Source organism: Pantoea sp. KPR_PJ (assembly GCF_041386365.1).
Lineage (GTDB): Bacteria > Pseudomonadota > Gammaproteobacteria > Enterobacterales > Enterobacteriaceae > Pantoea.
The window spans coordinates 72,240-94,315 of sequence record NZ_JABMIK010000009.1 but is presented as its reverse complement, the minus strand read 5'-3'; the positions used below and the strand labels follow the sequence as shown (position 1 = coordinate 94,315).

Annotated in this window: 18 protein-coding genes; 4 read left to right on the top strand and 14 right to left on the bottom strand. The window is 56.6% G+C overall.

Annotation, left to right across the window (positions count from 1 at the left end; all coding sequences use genetic code 11):
• Positions 1–30 precede the first annotated feature (30 nt).
• The 13 genes from murG to ilvI form a co-directional block, all read right to left on the bottom strand.
• Positions 31–1,089: an undecaprenyldiphospho-muramoylpentapeptide beta-N-acetylglucosaminyltransferase gene (gene murG, locus HP564_RS17265; RefSeq protein ID WP_371245062.1), complete on the bottom strand. Its 1,059-nt coding sequence runs from the start codon at positions 1,087–1,089 to the stop codon at positions 31–33.
• Positions 1,086–2,312 carry a cell division protein FtsW gene (gene ftsW / locus HP564_RS17260; RefSeq protein ID WP_371245061.1) on the bottom strand — a complete coding sequence of 409 codons (1,227 nt, stop codon included), beginning with the start codon at positions 2,310–2,312 and terminating at the stop codon, positions 1,086–1,088. Before ftsW ends, murG begins: the two co-directional genes overlap by 4 nt.
• A complete protein-coding gene (murD, locus tag HP564_RS17255; RefSeq protein ID WP_371245060.1) occupies positions 2,312–3,628 on the bottom strand; it encodes a UDP-N-acetylmuramoyl-L-alanine--D-glutamate ligase in 1,317 nt (438 codons plus the stop codon). The genes ftsW and murD overlap by 1 nt, the downstream gene beginning before the upstream one ends.
• A gap of 2 nt (positions 3,629–3,630) precedes the next feature.
• Positions 3,631–4,713 carry a phospho-N-acetylmuramoyl-pentapeptide-transferase gene (gene mraY, locus HP564_RS17250; protein WP_371245059.1) on the bottom strand — a complete coding sequence of 361 codons (1,083 nt, stop codon included), beginning with the start codon at positions 4,711–4,713 and terminating at the stop codon, positions 3,631–3,633.
• A complete protein-coding gene (gene murF, locus HP564_RS17245; protein ID WP_371245058.1) occupies positions 4,707–6,065 on the bottom strand; it encodes a UDP-N-acetylmuramoyl-tripeptide--D-alanyl-D-alanine ligase in 1,359 nt (452 codons plus the stop codon). Before murF ends, mraY begins: the two co-directional genes overlap by 7 nt.
• Positions 6,062–7,549 (bottom strand): UDP-N-acetylmuramoyl-L-alanyl-D-glutamate--2,6-diaminopimelate ligase, encoded by a 1,488-nt coding sequence (gene murE / locus HP564_RS17240; RefSeq protein WP_371245057.1) that lies wholly within the window; start codon positions 7,547–7,549, stop codon positions 6,062–6,064. The genes murF and murE overlap by 4 nt, the downstream gene beginning before the upstream one ends.
• Entirely contained in the window at positions 7,536–9,302 is a 1,767-nt protein-coding gene (locus HP564_RS17235) for a peptidoglycan glycosyltransferase FtsI (RefSeq protein WP_371245056.1), read from the bottom strand. Before HP564_RS17235 ends, murE begins: the two co-directional genes overlap by 14 nt.
• 16 nt (positions 9,303–9,318) lie before the next feature.
• The gene (ftsL, locus tag HP564_RS17230) at positions 9,319–9,639 is read right to left on the bottom strand and encodes a cell division protein FtsL (RefSeq protein ID WP_371245055.1); all 321 of its coding nucleotides are present in this window, start codon (positions 9,637–9,639) and stop codon (positions 9,319–9,321) included.
• Positions 9,636–10,577, bottom strand: coding sequence for a 16S rRNA (cytosine(1402)-N(4))-methyltransferase RsmH (rsmH, locus tag HP564_RS17225; RefSeq protein ID WP_371245054.1), 942 nt, complete (start codon positions 10,575–10,577; stop codon positions 9,636–9,638). Before rsmH ends, ftsL begins: the two co-directional genes overlap by 4 nt.
• A 2-nt stretch (positions 10,578–10,579) precedes the next feature.
• Positions 10,580–11,038, bottom strand: a complete 459-nt coding sequence (gene mraZ, locus HP564_RS17220) for a division/cell wall cluster transcriptional repressor MraZ (RefSeq protein WP_371245053.1) — start codon at positions 11,036–11,038, stop codon at positions 10,580–10,582.
• A gap of 486 nt (positions 11,039–11,524) precedes the next feature.
• On the bottom strand, positions 11,525–12,535 hold the full coding sequence (gene cra, locus HP564_RS17215) for a catabolite repressor/activator (protein WP_371245052.1): 1,011 nt from the start codon (positions 12,533–12,535) through the stop codon (positions 11,525–11,527).
• Between the two features lie 190 nt (positions 12,536–12,725).
• Positions 12,726–13,217: an acetolactate synthase small subunit gene (gene ilvN / locus HP564_RS17210; RefSeq protein WP_371245051.1), complete on the bottom strand. Its 492-nt coding sequence runs from the start codon at positions 13,215–13,217 to the stop codon at positions 12,726–12,728.
• Between the two features lie 2 nt (positions 13,218–13,219).
• On the bottom strand, positions 13,220–14,944 hold the full coding sequence (gene ilvI, locus HP564_RS17205; protein WP_371245050.1) for an acetolactate synthase 3 large subunit: 1,725 nt from the start codon (positions 14,942–14,944) through the stop codon (positions 13,220–13,222).
• A 901-nt stretch (positions 14,945–15,845) separates the two neighbouring features.
• Here ilvI and leuA point away from each other — a divergent pair.
• From leuA to leuD, 4 genes are read left to right on the top strand one after another with little or no spacing between them, the layout of a single operon-like run.
• On the top strand, positions 15,846–17,402 hold the full coding sequence (gene leuA / locus HP564_RS17200) for a 2-isopropylmalate synthase (protein ID WP_371245049.1): 1,557 nt from the start codon (positions 15,846–15,848) through the stop codon (positions 17,400–17,402).
• Between the two features lie 2 nt (positions 17,403–17,404).
• A complete protein-coding gene (gene leuB, locus HP564_RS17195; RefSeq protein ID WP_371245156.1) occupies positions 17,405–18,496 on the top strand; it encodes a 3-isopropylmalate dehydrogenase in 1,092 nt (363 codons plus the stop codon).
• 4 nt (positions 18,497–18,500) lie between these two features.
• Entirely contained in the window at positions 18,501–19,904 is a 1,404-nt protein-coding gene (gene leuC, locus HP564_RS17190) for a 3-isopropylmalate dehydratase large subunit (RefSeq protein WP_371245048.1), read from the top strand.
• Between the two features lie 2 nt (positions 19,905–19,906).
• A complete protein-coding gene (leuD, locus tag HP564_RS17185; protein ID WP_371245047.1) occupies positions 19,907–20,512 on the top strand; it encodes a 3-isopropylmalate dehydratase small subunit in 606 nt (201 codons plus the stop codon).
• A 186-nt stretch (positions 20,513–20,698) separates the two neighbouring features.
• On the opposite strand, the gene HP564_RS17180 is transcribed toward leuD, so the two are convergent.
• Positions 20,699–21,877 carry an MFS transporter gene (locus tag HP564_RS17180; protein ID WP_371245046.1) on the bottom strand — a complete coding sequence of 393 codons (1,179 nt, stop codon included), beginning with the start codon at positions 21,875–21,877 and terminating at the stop codon, positions 20,699–20,701.
• Positions 21,878–22,076: the final 199 nt, after the last annotated feature.

Sequence of the window (22,076 nt, the reverse complement as noted above, 5' to 3'; positions counted from 1 at the left end):
GGCACAGGTCAGCCATGCTGACCCGATTATTCACTTGGCGGTACGCGCCACTTCCTGTGCAACCCGTTCAGTTGCATCGGGGATCGCTACCTGACGGGCTTTTTCCGCCATGCTCAGCAGCACAGAGCGATCCCAGTGGCGCAGCGTCTCCGCTACGGCATCCGCAGTAAACTGCGGCTGCTCAAAAATTTTGGCGGCGCCCGCTTTTTCCAGCGGCAGCGCGTTCCAGTACTGCTGACGATCTTTATGCTGGAAAGGCACGAAGATAGCCGGTAAACCCGCTGCGGCGATTTCACTGACGGTCAACGCCCCCGAGCGACAAACCACGACATCAGCCCAGGCGTAGGCCGCTGCCATATCGTCAATAAATTCCGTGACTTTATGCTGTGGCTGGCCAGCCTGCTGATAAGCCTGAGTCACTTGCTGCTGTGCCCCTTTCCCGGTCTGGTGCCACAGCGTTATGCTGTCGCCCAGTGCGGCAGCGACCTGCGGCAGCGTCTGGTTGAGCACCCGCGCGCCCTGGCTTCCGCCGATAACCAGCACACGGATCGCTCCGCTGCGGTTCGCCATACGCGCTTGCGGCAGCGGCAGCGCCAGCACATCGGTGCGTACCGGATTGCCGACGACCTCAGCATGAGGAAAGGCCCCGGGAAACGCCTGCATCACTTTGCTGGCAATCTTCGCCAGCCACTTGTTTGTCAGGCCGGCAATGCCGTTCTGTTCGTGCAACACCACCGGGATACCGCAACTCCAGGCCGCCAGGCCACCCGGGCCAGAGACGTAACCGCCCATCCCCAGCACCACGTCCGGCTTCCAGGCCCGCATGATGGTACGAGCCTGACGCCAGGCATTGAAGATGCGCATCGGGGCCAGCAGCAGCGCTTTCACACCTTTGCCGCGTAGCCCGCTGATGCGAATAAAGTCAATCTCAATGCCATGCTTCGGTACCAGATCCGCTTCCATACGGTCAGCCGTGCCGAGCCAGCGAACCTGCCATCCCTGTTCCATCAGATGATGGGCAACGGCCAGACCGGGGAAGACATGTCCACCCGTTCCACCCGCCATCACCATCAAACGCTTCCCACTCATCGGGCACCTCGGGTAAACGCCTGCGCTTTAGTCAGGCGCGTTTCATAATCAATACGCAGCAAAAAGACGATAGCGGTCGACATAATCAGCAAACTGGACCCTCCGTAACTGATTAACGGCAGCGTCAGGCCTTTTGTCGGCAGCATACCCGCCGCCGCGCCAACGTTAACCAGCGCCTGGAAGCTAAACCACACGCCGATTGAACAGGCGAGGAAGCCAGAAAAACGTTGGTCAATTTCCAGCGCGCGACGGCCAATCGACATCGCACGAAAAGCCACGAAGAATACCATCAACAAGGCCAAAACCACACCGATATAACCCAGTTCTTCACCAATGATGGAGAAGATAAAGTCTGTGTGCGCTTCCGGCAGATATTCGAGTTTCTGTACTGAGTTTCCCAGCCCCTGGCCCCAGAATTCACCACGGCCAAACGCCATCAGCGACTGGGTCAGCTGGTAGCCGCTGCCGAACGGATCTTCCCAGGGGTTCCAGAACGAGGTGACGCGGCGCATACGATAAGGCTCGGCAATAATCAGCAGCACGACAGCGAAAATGCCCGAGCCGATGATCGCCAGGAACTGCCAGAGTTTTGCGCCCGCCAGGAATAACATCGCCAGCGTAGTGACAAAGAGTACGACCACGGTGCCGAGGTCTGGCTGCGCCAGCAGCAGCACTGCCAGCACGACCATTACGCCCATTGGTTTGCAGAAGCCCCAGAAGTTATTACGCACTTCCTCAACCTTACGCACCAGGTAGCTGGCGAGATAGCAAAACAGTGACAGCTTCGACAATTCCGCAGGCTGAATACGCAGCGGACCAAGAGCAATCCAGCGTGATGCACCGTTGACCGAGCTGCCGACCACCAGAACGATAAGCAGCATCACGACCGATGCCAGCAGCATGGCGTTGCTGTACCGCTGCCAGAAATCCATCGGCACGCGCAGCGTCACCAGCGCCACCCCCAGGCCCAGCGCAATGTAGAAAGCATCACGTTTAGCGAAATAAAAGGGATCGTCGTTCAGACGCTGACCGACCGGCATCGAAGCCGAAGTCACCATTACAAAGCCCACAATCGCGAGGCCAAAGGTGAGCCACAACAGCGTACGGTCATACAGCACCAGCGCAGAGTCATCGCTTTCGCGCGCACCCATCACCCAGTCTTTCAGGCGGCTGGCAATAAAAACGGAGAAGCTGGCAATCAGTCCAGCGCCAGGAATACGCATCAGCCTAACTCCTTCGCCAGCTGCGCAAAGCGATCGCCGCGCTCTTCAAAGTTGCGGAACTGGTCAAGGCTGGCGCAGGCAGGCGATAACAGCACCAGATCGCCGGGCTGAACCTGCGGCGCAATCTGCTCCATTGCCGCTTGCAGGGTATCAGTGCGTACTGCACGGTCAGGACGCAGCGCTGCCAGTGCATCGCCATCGCGACCAAAGCAGTAGAGGCGGACTTTTTCACCCTGCACGTAGCGCGCCAGCGGTGAAAAATCGGCAGACTTGCCGTCGCCTCCCAGCAGCAGCCATAGCGTGCCGTTGACCTGCAGGCCGTTCAGCGCCGCCTCGGTGCTGCCCACGTTGGTGGCTTTAGAATCATTAATCCAGCGCACACCGTTAGACTCATGCACCAGCTGAAAGCGATGGGCCAGACCGGTAAAAGCGGTCAGTGCCGCCAGGCTGGAGGCACGCGGCAGGCCAACGGCATCCGCCAGCGCCAGCGCGGCCAGCGCATTGGTGTAGTTGTGTTGGCCAACCAGTTTCATCTCGTCGGTATTCAGCACCTTTTCGCCTTTCACGCGCAGCCAGGTGGTGCCCTGCTGGCGATTCAGGTGATAGTCACCGATGTCGATGCCAAAGCTGACGCAGCGTGCGTCGACACCGCGCACCGGCATGGTCATCGCATCGTCAGCGTTTACCACACACACTTTTGCATTTTCATAGATGCGGAGCTTGGCGGCGCGATACTGCTGCATCCCAAGTGGATAGCGATCCATATGATCTTCAGTGACGTTGAGGATAGTGGCTGCTGCGGCTTTCAGGCTCCACGTGGTTTCCAGCTGGAAGCTGGACAGTTCCAGCACGTAGAGCTGTGCCGGCGACTTCAGCAGCGTCAGCGCCGGCAGGCCAATATTGCCGCCAACGCCAACCTGCCAGCCCGCCGCCTGCGCCATTTCACCCACCAGCGTTGTCACGGTGCTTTTGCCGTTCGAACCGGTGATCGCCACAATCGGCGCCTGTGCCTCGCGACAGAACAGTTCGATATCGCCGACGATCTCGATGCCAGCTTCCGCAGCCTCGCTGAGTGCCGGATGCGCCAGCGCCATGCCCGGGCTGGCAACAATCAGATCGGCCGCCAGCAGCCAGTCACTGTTGAGTCCGCCAGTATAGCGCTCAACCTGCTCAGGGAGTTTATCCAGCCCCGGCGGGGACACACGGGTATCCATCACGCGCGGCGTCACGCCATGCGCTAAAAAGAAATCAACACAGGAGAGCCCGGTCAGGCCCAGCCCGATAATGACCACTTTTCTGCCCCGATAGTCAGCCATAATTACCGTACCTTCAGCGTGGCCAGGCCAATAAGCACCAGCATCAGTGAAATGATCCAGAAGCGCACGATAACGCGCGGTTCCGGCCAGCCTTTCAGTTCATAGTGGTGGTGGATCGGTGCCATGCGGAAGATACGCTGACCGCGCAGCTTGAACGATCCGACCTGAAGGATCACCGACAGCGTTTCAACCACAAACACGCCCCCCATAATCACCAGCAAAAACTCCTGACGCAGCAGTACGGCCAGCGTACCGAGTGCGCCACCCAGCGCCAGCGATCCTACGTCGCCCATAAATACCTGCGCCGGGTAGGTGTTAAACCACAAGAAGCCCAGCCCTGCCCCAACGATAGCGGTGCAGACAATCACCAGTTCACCCGCATGACGCAGATAGGGAATATGCAGGTACTCTGCAAACTTCACGTTGCCGGTCGCCCAGGCCACCAGCGCAAAGCCAGCGGCGACAAAAACCGTAGGCATAATGGCCAGACCATCCAGACCGTCGGTGAGGTTAACCGCATTGCCGGTACCGACGATGACAAAGTAGGCCAGCACGACATAGAACAGCCCCAGCTGCGGCATAATGTCTTTGAAAAAGGGCACCACCAGCTGCGTTGCGGGCGTGTCTTTACCGGTGACATAGAGCGCAAAAGCTACGCCGAGCGAGATCACCGACATCCAGAAATATTTCCAGCGCGCGATTAGCCCCTTCGTGTCTTTCCGCACCACTTTGCGGTAATCATCGACAAAGCCAATAATGCCGAAACCGACCAGCACCACCAGCACGCACCAGACATAGGGATTGGAAGGATAGGCCCACATCAGCACCGATACGGTGATTGAGGTCAGGATCATGATCCCGCCCATGGTCGGCGTACCGCGCTTACTGAAGTGCGATTCAGGACCGTCGTTACGCACGACCTGGCCGATCTGAAGCTTTTGCAGCCAGGCAATCAGGCGTGGCCCCATCCATAAAGAAATAAATAACGCGGTCAGCAGGCTGACAATGGCGCGAAACGTCAGATATGAAAAGACGTTAAAGCCAGAATAAAAAGCGACCAGATGCTCGGCCAGCCAGACTAACATGTTCCCATCTCCTGTAAGTTCTGCACGACCTGCTCCATGGCGGCGCTTCGTGAACCTTTAATCAAAACGGTTAATTCCCGATGTTCGGACAACAGCGTCCGTAAACGTTCAATCAGTGCGGTTTTATTGCCGAAATGTTCGCCAACCCCACTGCTTTCACTTATATATCCACTCAGACTGCCCACGCTGAGTACGCAATCGACGCCGGCGGCTTTAGCCGCCAGACCCACTTCGCGGTGACACTGTTCAGCCTCGTCACCCAGCTCCGCCATGTCACCGACCACCATTACGCGATAGCCCGGCATGTCACCCAGTACCTGTGCAGCGGCTGTCATTGAGCCAACATTGGCGTTGTAGCTGTCATCCAGCAGCAACTGATGCCCGGAGAGACGAATCGGAAAGAGACGCCCGGGCACAGCCTGGAGCTTTTTCAGTCCGGCCTGAATGGCACTCAGCGGCGCATCTATCGACAGCGCCAGCGCGGCCGCAGCCAGTGCGTTAGCGATGTTGTGACGGCCAGGCAGCGGCAGCGTGATAGCAATGTCGCCGCACGGCGTCTGCATGGTGAAGTGCGTACCGTCTACGGTCAGACGAACGTCGCGAGCGGTGAAGTCGCTGTCAGCAGAGTGCGGTGAAAAACGCCATACGCGTTTGCCGTGCAGATTTGCCTGCCAGTGCGGCCAGTCATTACTGTCCGCGTTAAGAATGGCGGTGCCGCTGGCGGGCAGGCCGTTAAAGATTTCACCTTTCGCCTTCGCCACGCCAGCCAGTGAGCCAAAGCCCTCCAGATGGGCAGCCGCGAGGTTATTTACCAGCGCGCTTTCAGGACGCGTCAGCTCAGTGGTATAGGCTATTTCGCCCTGATGATTAGCGCCCAGCTCAATAACGGCATAGCGGTGTTCCGCCGTCAGTCGCAGCAACGTCATCGGTACGCCAAAGTCGTTATTCAGGTTGCCCGCGGTATAGAGCGTTTCACCGCACTCGCGCAGAATGGCCGCCGTCATCTCTTTTACCGAGGTTTTACCAGACGAACCGGTCAGCGCCACGACGCGCGCGGTAGACTGCTGGCGCACCCAGGCAGCCAGCTTGCCAAAGGCGATACGCGTGTCGGCAACAACGACCTGTGGCACAGAAACGTGTAAATGCTTACTCACCAGTAGCGCCTGTGCACCGTTGGCAATAGCATCCGTAACAAAGTCATGTGCATCAAAACGCTCACCCACCAGGGCGACAAACAGGCTGCCCTGCGTCACTTTGCGCGTATCGGTGGTGACGTCGCTGAGCGTCAGATCGCTGCCGTACAGCGTCCCACCGCTGATTTCAGCCAGGGTTTTCAGGGAAACCGGGATCATGCCGTTACTCCTAACAACGCGGCAACCGTGGCGCGGTCTGAATAATCCAGACGGCGATTGCCCACGATCTGATAATCTTCGTGACCTTTGCCCGCCACCAGTACGATGTCTTCAGGCTGCGCCTGCAAAATGGCGTTAGTAACTGCTTGCGCACGTCCCGCCATTACACGGGCACGATGCGGTTCAAGCAAACCGGTCAGAATGTCATTGACGATAGACTGAGGATCTTCACTGCGTGGGTTATCGTCAGTGATAACGACCACATCGGCGAACTGTTCAGCAATGGCACCCATCAGCGGGCGTTTGCCTTTATCACGATCGCCACCGCAGCCAAATACGCACCATAGCTTGCCCTGGCAGTGCAATCGCGCGGCTTCCAGCGCCTTTTCCAGCGCATCGGGTGTGTGGGCGTAGTCCACCACAACGGTGGGTTTGCCCGGCGCGCTAAAGACTTCCATGCGTCCGCATACCGGCTGTAGCTGTGGTGCCGTCTGCAACAGATCGGCAAGGGGATAATCCAGCGTCAGCAGCGTGGCAAATGCCAGCAGCAGATTACTGACGTTAAACGCGCCCATCAGACGGCTGTTGATTTCGCCCTCGCCCCAGCTTGAGCGAAAACGGATATGCGCGCCGTTATCGTGAAAAGTCACTTCATCTGCTTTTACCCAGCGGCCGTGACAGCCGGGCTGGAGGTTATTCTCCATCGTAACGGCAACGGCATCAGGCAACGTCGCCAGCCAGCGGCGGCCGACCTCGTCATCGGCGTTCAGGATCATTGCACCGACCTGGTGTTCCGTGAACAGCAGCTTCTTGGCCGATTCGTAGGCCTGCATATTGCCGTGATAGTCGAGATGGTCGCGGCTCAGGTTGGTAAAGACCGCCGCCGCAAACGGCAGAGCTGCCACACGGTGCTGCACCAGACCATGCGAAGAGACTTCCATCGCGGTCAGCGTGGCACCCTGCTGTGCCAGCTCGTGCAATACATGCTGCACCTCAACGGCTGAGCCGGTGGTGTTTTCGGTAGCGGTGAGTTGACCGAGCAGGCCGTTACCCACGGTTCCCATAACAGCGCTGGTTTCGCCCAGTCGCTGCGCCCACTGCGCCAGCAGCTGTGTCGTCGTGGTTTTTCCATTGGTGCCGGTCACGGCAATCAGCTTCTGCTTTTCACCCGGCTCACCATAGAAGCGACCAGCCAGCGCAGAGAGTCGCTGTGGCAGTTGTGCCAGATAAATGACCGGCACGCCGTGCATTTCGCGAATATCGCCATCGCTGGCTTCGCCTTCGGCTTCGGCAATCACGGCGGAAACGCCCTGCGCGATGGCCTGCGGAATAAAGCGCCGCCCATCGGCATGGTGGCCAGCAACGGCCACAAACAGATCGCCGGATGCCGCTTTGCGGCTGTCCAGTGTCATGTCACCCAGGGGACGCGCCGGCGCACCTGGCACCCACGGGCCCAGTAAGTCGCGCAGGTTACGATCTGTCACTTTTTTCCTCACTTCGGTTTGTCACCAGCTCGTTTTTGTCATTGGTCGGCAATGCATCCGGCTCGATGTTCATAGTGCGCAACACGCCACCCATGATGGCACCGAATACCGGTGCGGAGACCGCACCACCGTAATATTTACCGGCCTGAGGATCGTTGATCACCACCACCAGCGCAAAACGAGGATGACTGGCAGGCGCTACGCCTGCGGTATAAGCAATGTATTTATTGACGTAGCGGCCATCCGGCCCGACTTTTTTCGCCGTACCGGTTTTAATCGCGATACGATAGCCTTTAATGGCCGCTTTCACGCCACCCCCGCCCGGCAGCGCCACGCTCTCCATCATATGAACTACGGTTTTCACCAGTGATTCAGAGAAGACGCGTTCGCCTGCCACTGGCGGATCAACTTTGGTAATCGACAGCGGCCGATAAATGCCGTAGCTGCCAATCGTTGCGTAGACACGCGCTAACTGTAACGGCGTTACCATTAGCCCGTAGCCGAAAGAGAAGGTGGCCCTCTCTATGTCAGACCACCGTTGTTTTTGAGGGTATAAGCCACTGCTTTCCCCGACCAGCCCCAAATTGGTCGGTTTACCCAAACCAAAGCGCGCGTAAGTCTCTACCAGCGCTGAGGAGGGCATCGCTAACGCCAGACGTGAAACCCCGACGTTACTCGACTTCTGCAAAATCCCGGTAAGGGTCAGTTCGTTATAGCGTGCTACGTCTTTAATCTCATGACCGTTGACGCGGTAAGGGACCGTGTTCAGTACGCTGTTTTCCCGTACTACGCCGCGCTGAAGCGCCGTCATCACCACCATAGGTTTCACGGTGGAGCCAGGCTCAAAGATGTCAGTGATGGCGCGGTTACGCATCATCTCTTTGGGTGTGTTGCTGAGGTTGTTCGGGTTATAGGCCGGGCTGTTGGCCATCGCCAGTACTTCGCCGGTGTTAACGTCCACCAGCACGGCCGAGCCAGACTCGGCTTTGTTAAACGCCACCGCATTATTAAGCTCGCGGTAGACCAGCGCCTGCAGGCGTTCGTCAATGCTCAGCGTCAGGTTATGCGCTGCGCGGCTGTCCACGGAAGAAATGTCTTCGATGACGCGGCCATAGCGGTCTTTACGCACCGTACGCTCGCCGGGCGCACCGGTCAGCCACTTGTCGAAGCTTTTTTCGATGCCTTCAATACCCTGACCGTCAATATTGGTAAAGCCGATCAAATGCGAGGTGACCTGACCTGCTGGATAGTAACGTCGTGACTCTTCACGCAGGTGAATACCGGGCAACTTCAGTTTTTTGATGTAGTCGCTGATGGCAGGGCTAACCTGGCGCGCAAGATAGATAAAACGGCCTTTGGGATTGGCGTTAACGCGCGTAGCCAGCTGATCGAGCGGAATGGAAAGTGCGTCCGCAAGCGCTTTCCAGCGGCTGTCGAGGGTGACGCCACCCGCATCGTGCAGCTCTTTGGGATCGGCCCAGATAGCATTTACCGGCACGCTGACCGCCAGCGGACGACCAGCACGATCGCTGATCATGCCGCGTGCGGTAGGCACTGCCTGCACGCGCAGCGAGCGGAGATCGCCCTCTTTTACCAGCTTATCGGGGCTAATCACCTGTAGCCAGGCGACACGCGACAGCAGGCCAAACAGCGCCAGTAAAATACAGCCGCACAGCAACGCAAAACGCCAGCTTACAAAGCTGGCCTTATCTTCCTGTTTTTTTAACTTCAGCGTTTTGCTTGCGCCGCCCATTGCGATTTAGCGTTCCTTATTTCTGTACGACAATATTTTCCTGTGAAGGATCGACATGCCGTAGCTGCAGCTTCTCGGTGGCGATGCGCTCCACCCGGCTATGATCGCCTAGCGCGTTCTCTTCAAGGATCAGGTTACGCCATTCGATGTCTAGCGCGTCACGCTCTAATACCAGTTGCTCGCGCTGTGCGGTCAGCAGACGCGTTTTATGCGTCGTCGTCACCACCACCACCGCGGAAACCAGGACGGCAACCAGCAGGATCAGCGGTATTTTGCCAAACCGCAGCAGGTCGCCGCCGATAACAGCGGGCAGGCTGTGACGTTCGTTGCCGATCATGCGTCTGTTCTCTCTGCGATGCGCAGAACGGAACTGCGGGCGCGGGGGTTTTCAGCGATTTCAGCCTCGCCCGGTACCATTTTGCCGAGCAGCTTCAGATAACGTCCGCCCAGCGCCTTGAGCTGCGCTTCGGTCATAGGAATGCCCGCAGGCACCTGTGGCCCTCGGCTTTGATCGCGCATAAAGCGCTTCACCAGCCGATCCTCCAGCGAGTGGAAGCTGATAATGGATAAACGCCCTCCCGGGGCCAGCACCGTCAACGCGCCTTTGAGCGCCGTTTCGATCTCTTCCAGCTCGCTGTTAATCCAGATACGAATCGCCTGGAAGCTGCGCGTTGCCGGATGCTTGAATTTATCTTTTACCGGCGTTGCCGCCGCAATGACCTCGGCCAGCTCTTTGGTGCGTGTCATGGGCTGCTCGCGGTTGCGCTCAACAATGGCGCGCGCAATGCGCTTCGCGAAACGCTCTTCGCCATAGGTCTTCAACACAAAGGCGATGTCCGCCTCTTCCGCATTCAGCAGCCATTCAGCCGCAGAGTGTCCGCGCGTAGGGTCCATACGCATATCCAGCGGTCCGTCACGCATAAAGGAGAAACCGCGTTCGGCGTCGTCCAGCTGCGGCGATGACACGCCTAAATCAAGCAGAACACCATCAATCTGGCCGGTTAATTCCAGCGCTTCGACATAGTCGGACAGCGCTGAGAAGGGTCCGTGCACAATGGAAAAACGCGGATCGGCAATTTCCGCGGCTGCAGCGATAGCTTGCGGATCGCGATCGATGGCGATAAGTCGCCCCTGCGCGCCCAGCTGCGACAGAATTAAGCGTGAATGTCCGCCGCGACCAAAGGTGCCGTCAATGTAGATGCCGTCTTCCCTGATGTTAAGGCCGTTAACTGCCTCATCCAGTAGCACCGTGGTATGTTTAAAATTTTCCTGCATAGCTATAGCGACAAGTCCTGCAACCGCTCAGTTAGTGGTTCCTGAGCCGACTGTTCTGCGTCAATATCATCCTTGACTTGTTGATACCAGGTCTGTTCATCCCACAGCTCAAACTTGTTGAACTGGCCGACCAGCATCACTTCTTTCGTCAGGCGCGCATGCTGGCGAAGCGTGTTCGCCAGGAGTAAACGGCCTGCGTTATCCATCTGACACTCACTGGCATGTCCCAGCAGCAGACGCTGTACGCGTCGCTCAACAGGGTTCATGCTGGACAGGCGAGACAGTTTTCTTTCAATGATTTCCCATTCGGGCAGGGTATAAAGCAGCAGGCATGGCTGATGAAGGTCGATGGTACACACCATCTGCCCTTGAGATTCCCCGATCAGCGTCTCGCGATAGCGCGTTGGCACGGCCAGTCGCCCCTTACTGTCGAGATTGACTAACGTTGCTCCACGGAACATGCCAGCCTCACCCTCAGTTACCCATTTTCACCACTTTATCCCACTTTTTACCACGCCACGAGTTTACGGAGGCGATGAAATCGTTGTCAAGCCGAAGCGCGGCGGGAATATAACTATTTACAAGGGCGGATTTCACTGATTGAAAAGTAGCTAAGCGGGAAAAAGGTCAATTTTTAAAATAACCTGATGAATAATGGATTAAAAAAAAGAGCAATAAAAAAAACGCTTAAAAATAAACCTGACGGCATGCGCTAATATTGGTCACTGTTTCTGAGACGAGGGCTGCATTTTAGGGGATTTCCGAAAAGGAGCATGACCACCCCAGGCATGACAGGAGTCAGACACGCGCCAGAAATCTGGACATTTAACAAACACATCGTTGCTAATTTGTTAGACGAAATGTCGTAAATTTACGCTTTTTTACCCTGAGGATTTAGAGATATTAACCGATGAAAAATAATGCGCGGCACCGGTACCGCGCCTTTGCTATTTAACTTTTCTGCTAAGCTGGCCGCGGCGAAATAAATTTCGACGGATGCGAGTTAATCCCGGTTTCGGTTTTCGGGGCTCATCAAGAGAGGCCAGGACTAACTCCAGTACCCGCTCTGCTACATCACGATGACGCTGTCCTACAGCCAATACCGGACACTCTAGAAAGTCCAGTAATTCGTGGTCGCCAAAGGTGGCAATTGCCAGTTCGGTTGGCAGGCGCCCGTCACGTTTCAGCGTGACGTCCATAACGCCCTGAAGCAGGCCAAACGACGTGGTGTAAAGCGCCTCTGGCATATCATGATCCTCGAGGTACTTTTCAAACAGCGCGGCCGCTGCCGTACGCTCGAAGCTGTTGCAATAGATATAGTCGATGGGCCGGGTGTCCTCTTTCCAGGCGTCGCGGAAGCCCATTTCGCGCAGGAAGCTGACTGAAAGTTCAGGCAGCGCCCCCAGAAACAGGACATTTTTCACCGGGAGCTGACGCAATTCAGCCGCCAGCGTAAAAGCGTCATCCTGATCGGCACCGACCACACTGGTGAAGTGTTCACGATCCAGCGCGCGATCTAACGCAATGATCGGCAGGGAATCGTTGATCCAGCGCTGATAAAAAGGGTGTTCAGGCGGAAGCGACGTGGAAACGATGATGGCATCTACCTGCCGCTGCAGCAGATGCTCGATGCAGCGCATCTCATTATCCGGCTGATCTTCCGAGCAGGCGATAAGCAACTGGTAGCCACGCTGACGCGCCTGACGTTCCAGATAATTCGCGATGCGGGTATAGCTGGTGTTTTCCAGATCGGGGATCACCAGACCGATAGAGCGCGTACGTCCAGCACGCAGGCCAGCTGCTACCGCGTTAGGATGGTAGTTATGCTCACGCACCACCGCCATCACTTTCTCGACGGTTTTTTCGCTGACACGATACTGCCGTGCTTTACCATTGATAACATAGCTGGCCGTGGTGCGCGACACACCCGCCAGGCGCGCGATTTCATCCAGTTTCACGATAGCTCCATTACTTCACGGCAAGCTGAGTTGCTGCCGATGACCGCAACTAAGCTAAGGGTAACCTGTTTGTCACATCTAACAGCAGAAAACCGCGCTGAGCAACCGCTTTTCTTGCTGAACAGTGGTTAACGCATAAAATAAAAAAAACCCGGCATTACGCCGGGTTAGCAACAATAACCTGCCGTGATTAGCGCATAATGCGATCGCCGCGCGAGACACCAACGATGCCGGAACGTGCGACTTCAACAATCTCGGCAACTTCACGCACTGAATTAAGGAAGGCATCCAGTTTGTCACTGGTCCCCGCCAGCTGAACCGTGTACAGCGTGGGCGTCACATCAATGATCTGACCGCGGAAAATTTCCGCGCTGCGCTTCACCTCTTCACGACCGTAGCCAGTGGCCTGCAACTTGACCAGCATAATTTCACGTTCAACGTAAGCGCCCTGCCCCAGTTCGGTTACGCGCAGCACATCAACCAGCTTGTGCAGCTGCTTCTCTATCTGTTCCAGCACCTTTTCATCGCCGACCGTCTGGATAGTCATGCGTGACAGCGTAGGATCATCCGTTGGCGCTACGGTAAGGCTTTCGATGTTGTAGCCGCGCTGGGAAAAGAGCCCCACTACCCGAGACAATGCGCCGGATTCGTTTTCCAGCAGAACCGATAAAATACGACGCATAATTAAGTCCTCTCCGTTTTGCTTAGCCACATCTCATCCATCGCTCCGCCACGGATCTGCATCGGGTAGACGTGCTCGCTTCCATCGACCGTGACATCGACAAAGACCAGGCGCCCTTTCGCCAGGGTATCCAGCGCCAGCTGCAACTTCTCTTCCAGTTCAGACGGGTGCTGGATGGCGATGCCAACGTGGCCATATGCCTCGGCAAGACGCACAAAATCAGGCAGCGACTCCATATAAGACTGCGAATGGCGGCCTGAATAGATCATGTCCTGCCACTGCTTCACCATGCCAAGGAAGCGGTTGTTGAGATTCAGCACCAGCACTGGCAAATCGTACTGAAGCGCAGTGGAGAGCTCCTGAATATTCATCTGAATACTGCCGTCGCCGGTGACACAGATGACGGTTTCTTCCGGCAGCGCCATCTTCACGCCCAGCGCAGCCGGCAGACCGAAGCCCATGGTGCCCAGCCCGCCAGAGTTAATCCAGCGGCGCGGTTTATCAAAGGGATAGTAGAGCGCGGCGAACATCTGATGCTGACCCACATCCGACGTAACATAGGCGTCCCCCTGGGTGAGTCGCCAGATAGTTTCGATCACCGCCTGCGGCTTAATCGCCTCACTGCTGCGATCGAATGACAGACATTTACGGCTACGCCAGCCTTCAATGCTCTGCCACCAGTCGCGCAGGCTGTCGAGTTCCTGCTTCGCCTCGGTTTGAGTCAGCAGCTCCAGCATCTGCTGTAGCGTCTGCTTCGCATCGCCAACGATGGGAATATCCGCCGCGACGGTTTTCGAGATGGAGGTCGGATCGATATCGATATGCAGCACCGTGGCGTTTGGACAATATTTTGCCAGGTTATTGGTGGTGCGATCGTCAAAACGCACGCCCACTGCAAAAATCAGGTCGGCGTTATGCATGGTCATATTCGCTTCATAGGTGCCGTGCATGCCCAGCATTCCTACCGCCTGCCGGTGGGTACCAGGGAACGCCCCCAGTCCCATCAGCGAGGTGGTCACCGGAATATTCAGCGTCTCGGCCAGCTGCAGCAGCTCAGCTTCACATGCCGAGGTAATCGCCCCGCCACCGGCGTAAATAACCGGCTTATGCGCCGCCAGCAGCGTGTTCAGGGCGCGTTTGATTTGCCCCTTGTGCCCCTGAATGGTGGGATTGTAGGAGCGCATGCTGACAGCGTCTGGATAGTGGTACGGCAGCTTGTTGGCCGGGTTGAGAATATCTTTCGGCAGATCGATAACCACCGGGCCGGGGCGACCGCTGGCAGCCAGCCAGAATGCTTTCTTCAGCACGGTTGGAATCTCTTCGGTGCTTTTTACCAGAAAGCTGTGCTTCACCACCGGACGAGAAATCCCAACCATGTCGCACTCCTGAAAGGCGTCATAGCCAATCAGCGAGGAAGGAACCTGGCCTGATAAAATGACCAGCGGAATCGAATCCATATAGGCGGTCGCAATACCGGTGATCGCATTGGTTGCGCCAGGCCCGGACGTCACCAGCACGACGCCCACCTCACCCGTTGCGCGTGCCAGCCCGTCGGCCATATGCACCGCACCCTGTTCATGGCGCACCAGTACGTGGTCGATACCGCCAACGGTTTGCAGTGCATCATAAATATCCAGCACCGCCCCGCCCGGATACCCGAATACCTGTTTTACGCCCTGATCGATCAACGAACGGACGACCATCTCGGCTCCTGACAACATCTCCATCTTCTGCCTCCAGGCTTGAGGAACGGAATCCACTGACGCTCGCTGTTCTGGCGCGTCACTGGCATCCTGCCCCACATTCGCCAGTTAAGATCAAAACCTTATGTTTATGCGCAGACGCCGAAACGCATTTCCGGCATCCAGATACAGAGAAATCTGCTTGGTTGATTGTTTTAAGAGTTGGTCGATTACCATAACCGTAGAAAACCTGACAGGCAAACGTCAGACGCGTCGCTTATCGTTAAATCGGCTTTAAAGCCTCTACGCGATAAGTTAACTCTGCGAGGAATTATCTAATTCAACGGAATCAAGGCAGCATAAAATGCTGGATAAGAAATCATATGCAGCCGGTTATAAGAAATAACAAAAAGTTTATTCCCGGTTCATTAGCTCACAATGTTCCTGATAAATTCATTTCTGGCGTGATTAACTCCAAAATAATGCTAATGCACGACATCCTGCTAATTGCCCGGCAGAAACAACGTATTAAAACCCTTAAAAGATTGCAAATTAAAGCTTTAATTTCAAAAGGATAGCCAGGAAAAGTGCGCACTACCCCTGCCAGATCCCCTGCATTTTATTACTGCTGACGGGTTTCACCATTCAGGCCGTAAACAACAGGATTTATTTCTTAAGGTGCCGACAAAAATACCCTTTTACTTATGGTTGACATCCTCTCCTGATTCCAGTACCAATATGTGCAGCACAAAATTTACGAGGTTCGAATCCATGTTTCATTCATTCCGCCTACTTGGTCTACTACTTAACGCATTCAATTTGCGCGGTAGACTGGTGGGCAGAATCAAACACTGATTCGAACCTGCTGAAAGTTAAAAAACCCGCGCCTGGCGCGGGTTTTTTTATGCTCGTTGCACGGCGAAGTTAACGCATAAGGATGAACAGGATGAGCCAGCAAGTCATTATTTTCGATACCACTCTGCGCGACGGTGAACAGGCCTTACAGGCCAGCCTGAGTGTGAAAGAAAAACTGCAAATCGCTCTGGCGCTGGAGCGCATGGGCGTTGACGTGATGGAAGTGGGTTTTCCGGTTTCTTCCCCGGGCGATTTCGAGTCCGTGCAGACCATCGCGCGCACCATTAAAAACAGCCGCGTCTGCGGCCTGGCACGCTGCGTTGAGAAAGATATTGATGCCGCTTACGAAGCGCTGCGCGTAGCAGAGGCCTTTCGTATTCACACCTTTATCGCCACATCGCCGATGCATATCGCCACCAAACTGCGTAGCACGCTGCCAGAGGTGATTGAGCGCGCCGTGCATATGGTCAAGCGCGCCCGAAATTACACCAGTGACGTGGAGTTTTCCTGCGAAGATGGCGGCCGTACACCTATTGACGATCTGTGCCGCGTTGTCGAAGCGGCGATCAACGCCGGTGCGACCACCATCAACATTCCTGATACTGTCGGCTACACCCTGCCGGGTGAATATGCCAGCATTTTCAGCCAGCTGATCAACCGCGTACCGAATATCGACAAAGCCATTCTCTCTGTGCACACCCACGATGATCTGGGTATGGCGACCGGCAACGCGCTGGCCGCTGTGCAGGCTGGCGCGCGCCAGGTAGAAGGCACGCTGAACGGTCTGGGCGAACGCGCCGGCAACTGCGCGCTGGAAGAGGTAATCATGGCGATTAAAACCCGTCAGCAGGTCATGAATGTTCATACCGCTATCAACCATCAGGAGATCTACCGCACCAGCCAGATGGTGAGTCAGATCTGTAATATGCCGATTCCCGCCAACAAGGCCGTGGTGGGCTCCAACGCGTTTGCTCACTCCTCGGGTATCCATCAGGATGGCGTGCTGAAAAACCGTGAAAACTACGAAATCCTGACGCCAGAATCGATCGGCCTGCATAAAATCCAGCTGAACCTGACGTCACGTTCTGGTCGCGCAGCGGTAAAACACCGTATGGAAGAGATGGGCTACAAAGAGAACGACTACAGCCTGGATGCGCTGTATGACGCTTTCCTGAAGCTGGCTGACAAAAAAGGCCAGGTGTTTGATTACGATCTGGAAGCACTGGCCTTCATTAACAAACAGCATGAAGAGCCAGAGCACTTTCAGCTGAATGAATTCAACGTGCAGACCGGCTCCAGCGTGACGGCCACCGCATCGGTGCAGCTGCGCTGTGGCGACGAGGCTAAAGCCGACGCCGCCACCGGCAACGGCCCGGTGGATGCCGTCTATCAGGCTATTAACCGCATTACCGGCTTTGAAGCTGAGCTGGTGAACTACAAGTTAACGGCGAAAGGTCACGGCGAGAACGCGCTGGGTCAGGTCGACATCGTGGTGAACTACAACGGCCGTAAATTTCATGGCGTGGGGCTGGCGACCGATATTGTCGAGTCCTCCGCTAAAGCAATGGTCAATGCGCTGAACAACATCTGGCGCGCCAAAGAAGTTGAAAAAGAACTGCAGCGCAAATTTCAGAAGGAAACGGTGTAATGATGTCTACCTCCTCTCATATCGCAGTATTGCCTGGCGACGGCATTGGTCCGGAAGTCATGGCGCAGGCACTGAAAGTGCTGGACGCTATTCGTCACCGCTTTGATATGCGTATCACCACCAGCGAATATGACGTCGGCGGTATTGCCATCGACCGTCACGGCGAACCGTTGCCCGCCGCCACCGTTGCGGGCTGCGAGCAGGCCGATGCGATTCTGTTTGGCTCAGTTGGCGGACCGAAGTGGGAGCATCTGCCACCGGCCGCACAGCCAGAGCGGGGTGCGCTGCTGCCGCTGCGCAAACACTTCAGGCTGTTCAGTAACCTGCGTCCGGCCGCGCTTTATCAGGGTCTGGAAGCGTTTTGCCCGCTGCGTGCTGATATCGCGGCAAAAGGCTTCGATATTCTGTGCGTGCGCGAACTGACCGGCGGTATCTATTTTGGTCAGCCAAAAGGCCGCGAAGGCAGCGGTCCACACGAGCGCGCCTTTGATACCGAGGTTTATCACCGTTTTGAGATTGAGCGCATTGCGCGCATCGCCTTTGAGTCAGCGCGTAAGCGTCGCAGCAAAGTGACCTCAATTGATAAAGCCAACGTGCTGCAAACCTCAGTGATGTGGCGCGAGATTGTGAACGAGGTGGCGAAAGACTATCCGGATGTAGAGCTGAGCCATATGTACATCGACAACGCCACCATGCAGCTGATTAAAGATCCGTCGCAGTTTGATGTGCTGCTCTGCTCTAACCTGTTCGGCGACATTCTTTCCGACGAGTGCGCGATGATCACCGGTTCAATGGGCATGCTGCCGTCAGCCAGCCTGAATGAGGAAGGCTTTGGCCTGTATGAGCCAGCTGGCGGTTCAGCCCCCGATATCGCCGGGCAGAATATCGCTAACCCGGTCGCACAGATCCTGTCGCTGTCGCTGCTGCTGCGTTACAGCCTGAATGCCGACGCCGCGGCTGACAGCATTGAGCGCGCCATCAGCCGCGCGCTGGAAGAAGGCTATCGCACCCGAGATTTGGCCGGTGATGGCCCCGCCGTCACCACAGATGAGATGGGCAGCATCATTGCCCGCTTTATCGCCGAGGAAAAATAAAACAATGAAAACGTTATATCAGAAGTTATTTGATGCACATGTCGTTCACGAAGCGCCCAACGAGACGCCACTGCTCTATATCGATCGTCATTTGATCCATGAGGTGACCTCACCGCAGGCCTTCGATGGACTGCGCGCGCATGGCCGTAAAGTGCGTCAGCCGTCGAAGACGTTTGCGACGATGGACCACAACGTCTCGACTCAGACCAAAGACATCAACGCCTCTGGCGAGATGGCGCGCATCCAGATGCAGGAGCTGATGAAGAACTGCGCCGAGTTTGGCGTGCAGCTGTACGATTTGAATCACCCCTTTCAGGGCATCGTGCACGTTATCGGGCCAGAGCAAGGAATGACCCTGCCCGGCATGACCATCGTCTGTGGCGACTCCCACACCGCGACCCACGGCGCCTTTGGCTCGCTGGCATTTGGTATCGGCACGTCGGAAGTAGAACATGTGTTCGCCACCCAGACGCTGAAGCAGGGCCGGGCGAAAACCATGAAGATTGAAGTGCTGGGCAATGCCGCTCCCGGCATCACCGCCAAGGACATCGTACTGGCGATTATCGGCAAAACCGGCAGCGCAGGCGGCACCGGTCACGTTGTGGAGTTTTGCGGCCCGGCTATCGAAGCGCTGAGCATGGAGGGTCGGATGACCCTGTGTAACATGGCAATCGAGATGGGGGCAAAAGCAGGTCTGGTTGCACCGGATGACATTACCTTCAACTATCTGAAAGGTCGCCAGTTTGCCCCGCAGGGCGAGAAGTGGGAACAGGCCGTGGAATACTGGCGCACCCTGAAGTCAGACGACGGCGCGCACTACGATGCCGTCGTTACGCTGAATGCGGAAGATATTGCGCCGCAGGTCACCTGGGGCACGAACCCGGGTCAGGTCATCGCCGTCGACCAGCTGATCCCGAACCCTGCATCCTTCGCCGATCCGGTTGAGCGTGCCTCTGCCGAAAAAGCGCTGGCCTATATGAATTTACAGCCGGGCATCCGCCTGACCGATGTTGCCATCGATAAGGTCTTTATCGGGTCCTGCACCAACTCCCGAATTGAAGATTTGCGGGCCGCCGCAGCCATCGCCAAAGGACGCAAAGTCGCACCAGGCGTTGTCGCGATGGTGGTACCTGGCTCTGGCCCGGTCAAAGCCCAGGCGGAAGCGGAAGGTCTGGACAAAATTTTCCTGGAGGCGGGTTTCGAATGGCGTCTGCCGGGCTGTTCAATGTGTCTGGCAATGAACAACGACCGTCTGAATCCGGGCGAGCGTTGTGCCTCTACCAGCAACCGTAACTTTGAAGGTCGTCAGGGCCGTGGAGGCCGCACCCATCTGGTTAGCCCCGCCATGGCCGCCGCTGCCGCGGTATCTGGCCACTTTGCCGATATTCGTGAACTGACAGGAGCCTGATCATGGCGAAAAAATTTACACAGCACACCGGCATCGTTGCCCCGCTGGACGCGGCGAACGTGGATACCGACGCCATTATCCCTAAGCAGTTTCTGCAGAAAGTGACGCGCACCGGCTTTGGTGCTCACCTGTTTCACGACTGGCGCTTCGATGACGATGCAGGCAAGGTGCCCACTGCCAGCTTTGTGCTGAACAAGCCGGAGTTTCAGGGCACCAGCATTCTGCTGGCGCGTGAGAACTTTGGCTGTGGCTCTTCGCGTGAGCATGCTCCCTGGGCGCTGACCGATTTCGGTTTTCATGTAGTCATTGCGCCCAGCTTTGCCGACATCTTTTACGGCAACAGCTTTAACAATCAGCTGCTGCCGGTGCGTCTGAGCGATGAAGAGGTCGATGAGATGTTTAAGCTGGTTGCCGCACAGCCAGGCATCCGTTTTACCGTCGATCTTGAAGCGCAAACGGTGACGGCGGGTGACAAGGTTTACGCGTTCGAAATCGACAGCTTCCGTCGCCACTGCATGCTGAATGGCCTGGACAGCATCGGCCTGACGTTACAGCACGAAGCGGCGATTACCGATTATGAACAGCGCCAGCCCGCGTTTCTGAATTAAGGCTGACAACGCGCGATCCCAGGCAGCCTCAGCGTTAACACGTCGGTATCCTGGGCCAGGGGCAATGCGTCCCGCGGCAGCTATGTCGCGGGCCGAGTGCGCCTGAAGGCGCTGAGCGACAGTGTGATGGCCCCCTGCCCTGTGCGCTCGCCAGATACCACTCAGGGTGGAGGGCAGCGCGTCTTTTTACGCGTTCTTCACGCGCGCCGACATAGCAAAGGCCACCACAGCCAGCCCCAGCGACAGCCAGTACACCGCAATATGGCCGAAGCGCTCACTCAGCGTTCCCTGGATCACGCCGGCCAGAATCATGCCGGTAGAGATTGAATTGGTAAACATCGTGGTGGCTGCGCCCGGCCTGCCCGGCATCAAATCCTGAAACCACAGCATGCCGATCCCGGCGATAATGCCGATAAAAACCGCGTTAAATAGCTGTAGCGCCATCAGCGCCGTTTGCGATGCAAACATCACCAGCCCGGCGTAAAACAGAATGCCCGCCGCCAGCGCAATCAGCATCAGATTCCGTTTGCCAGTATGTTTCGCGTAGTGACCGGCCAGCAGCATTACCGGGATCTCCAGCCCCGCCGCCGTCCCCATCAGCAAGCCTGCCAGCTTTTCAGGCAGTCCCAGTGTGACGCTGATATAGAGCGGCATATCAATAATGTACATGGTGTTGCAGGTCCACATGGTTACCGACGCGATAAACAGCAGGCGTACGTCGCGGTCGCGCCAGCCGCTAAGCGGCATACCGCCACTCTGCATCAGCGGCGCACTCCGCGGCACCGACGGCAGCGTAAACTTAATCAACAGAATACAGATCAGAAACAGCGCCGCGGCCACCAGGAACAGCGTCACGAAGCCAAAGTTAAGCGCCAGCGCAAACGACAGCGGTGGACCAATCACCCAGGCGAGCGACAGCTGCGCACGCATGACCGAGCTGAACATCACGGCCTCACGCGCAGACTGATCGGCATACTCCCGTGCCAGTGCAAAAATCTGCGGCATCGAAACGCTGGCCAGTGCTGAAAGCAGCACGCCCAGCGTAATCAGCGTCAGGTAGTGCCGGGTAAAAGCGAACAGCAGCGCGTTGCAGAGCGCCATCAGGCAGCAAAACAGAATTAAGGTCCGGCGGTCGCCCCGGCTGTCGGAGCGCTTCGCCACCAGCATACTGACTACGATACCCGCGATGGCGTTAACGGTAAAAAAAAGCCCAACCCAGAATGGCCGTGCCTGCACTTCTCGCGTCAGAAACAGGCTCAGCGTAGGAGCCTGTAGTGCCCCTGCTACGCCGATCATAAAAGAGGCCGCCATAAAGGCGAGAAAGACCGGATTGATACGGCGCTTCCGGGTTAACAGCGACTTCATAGCGAAATCCCTTTGAGATGGTGAAAGCAGGACAAAAGAGAGTGGATTCTAGCGCAACAGAAAAAAGCCAGCAGGAAAATCGCTGCTGGCGGTGTAATTGCACCCTACTCAGAAATGATCCGCCGCAGCGGAACCCTGGTTGAGCGCCATTCCAGAGAGAATGCCTCCCGCTCTTCCAGTTGTTCCGATTTTGCCCTTA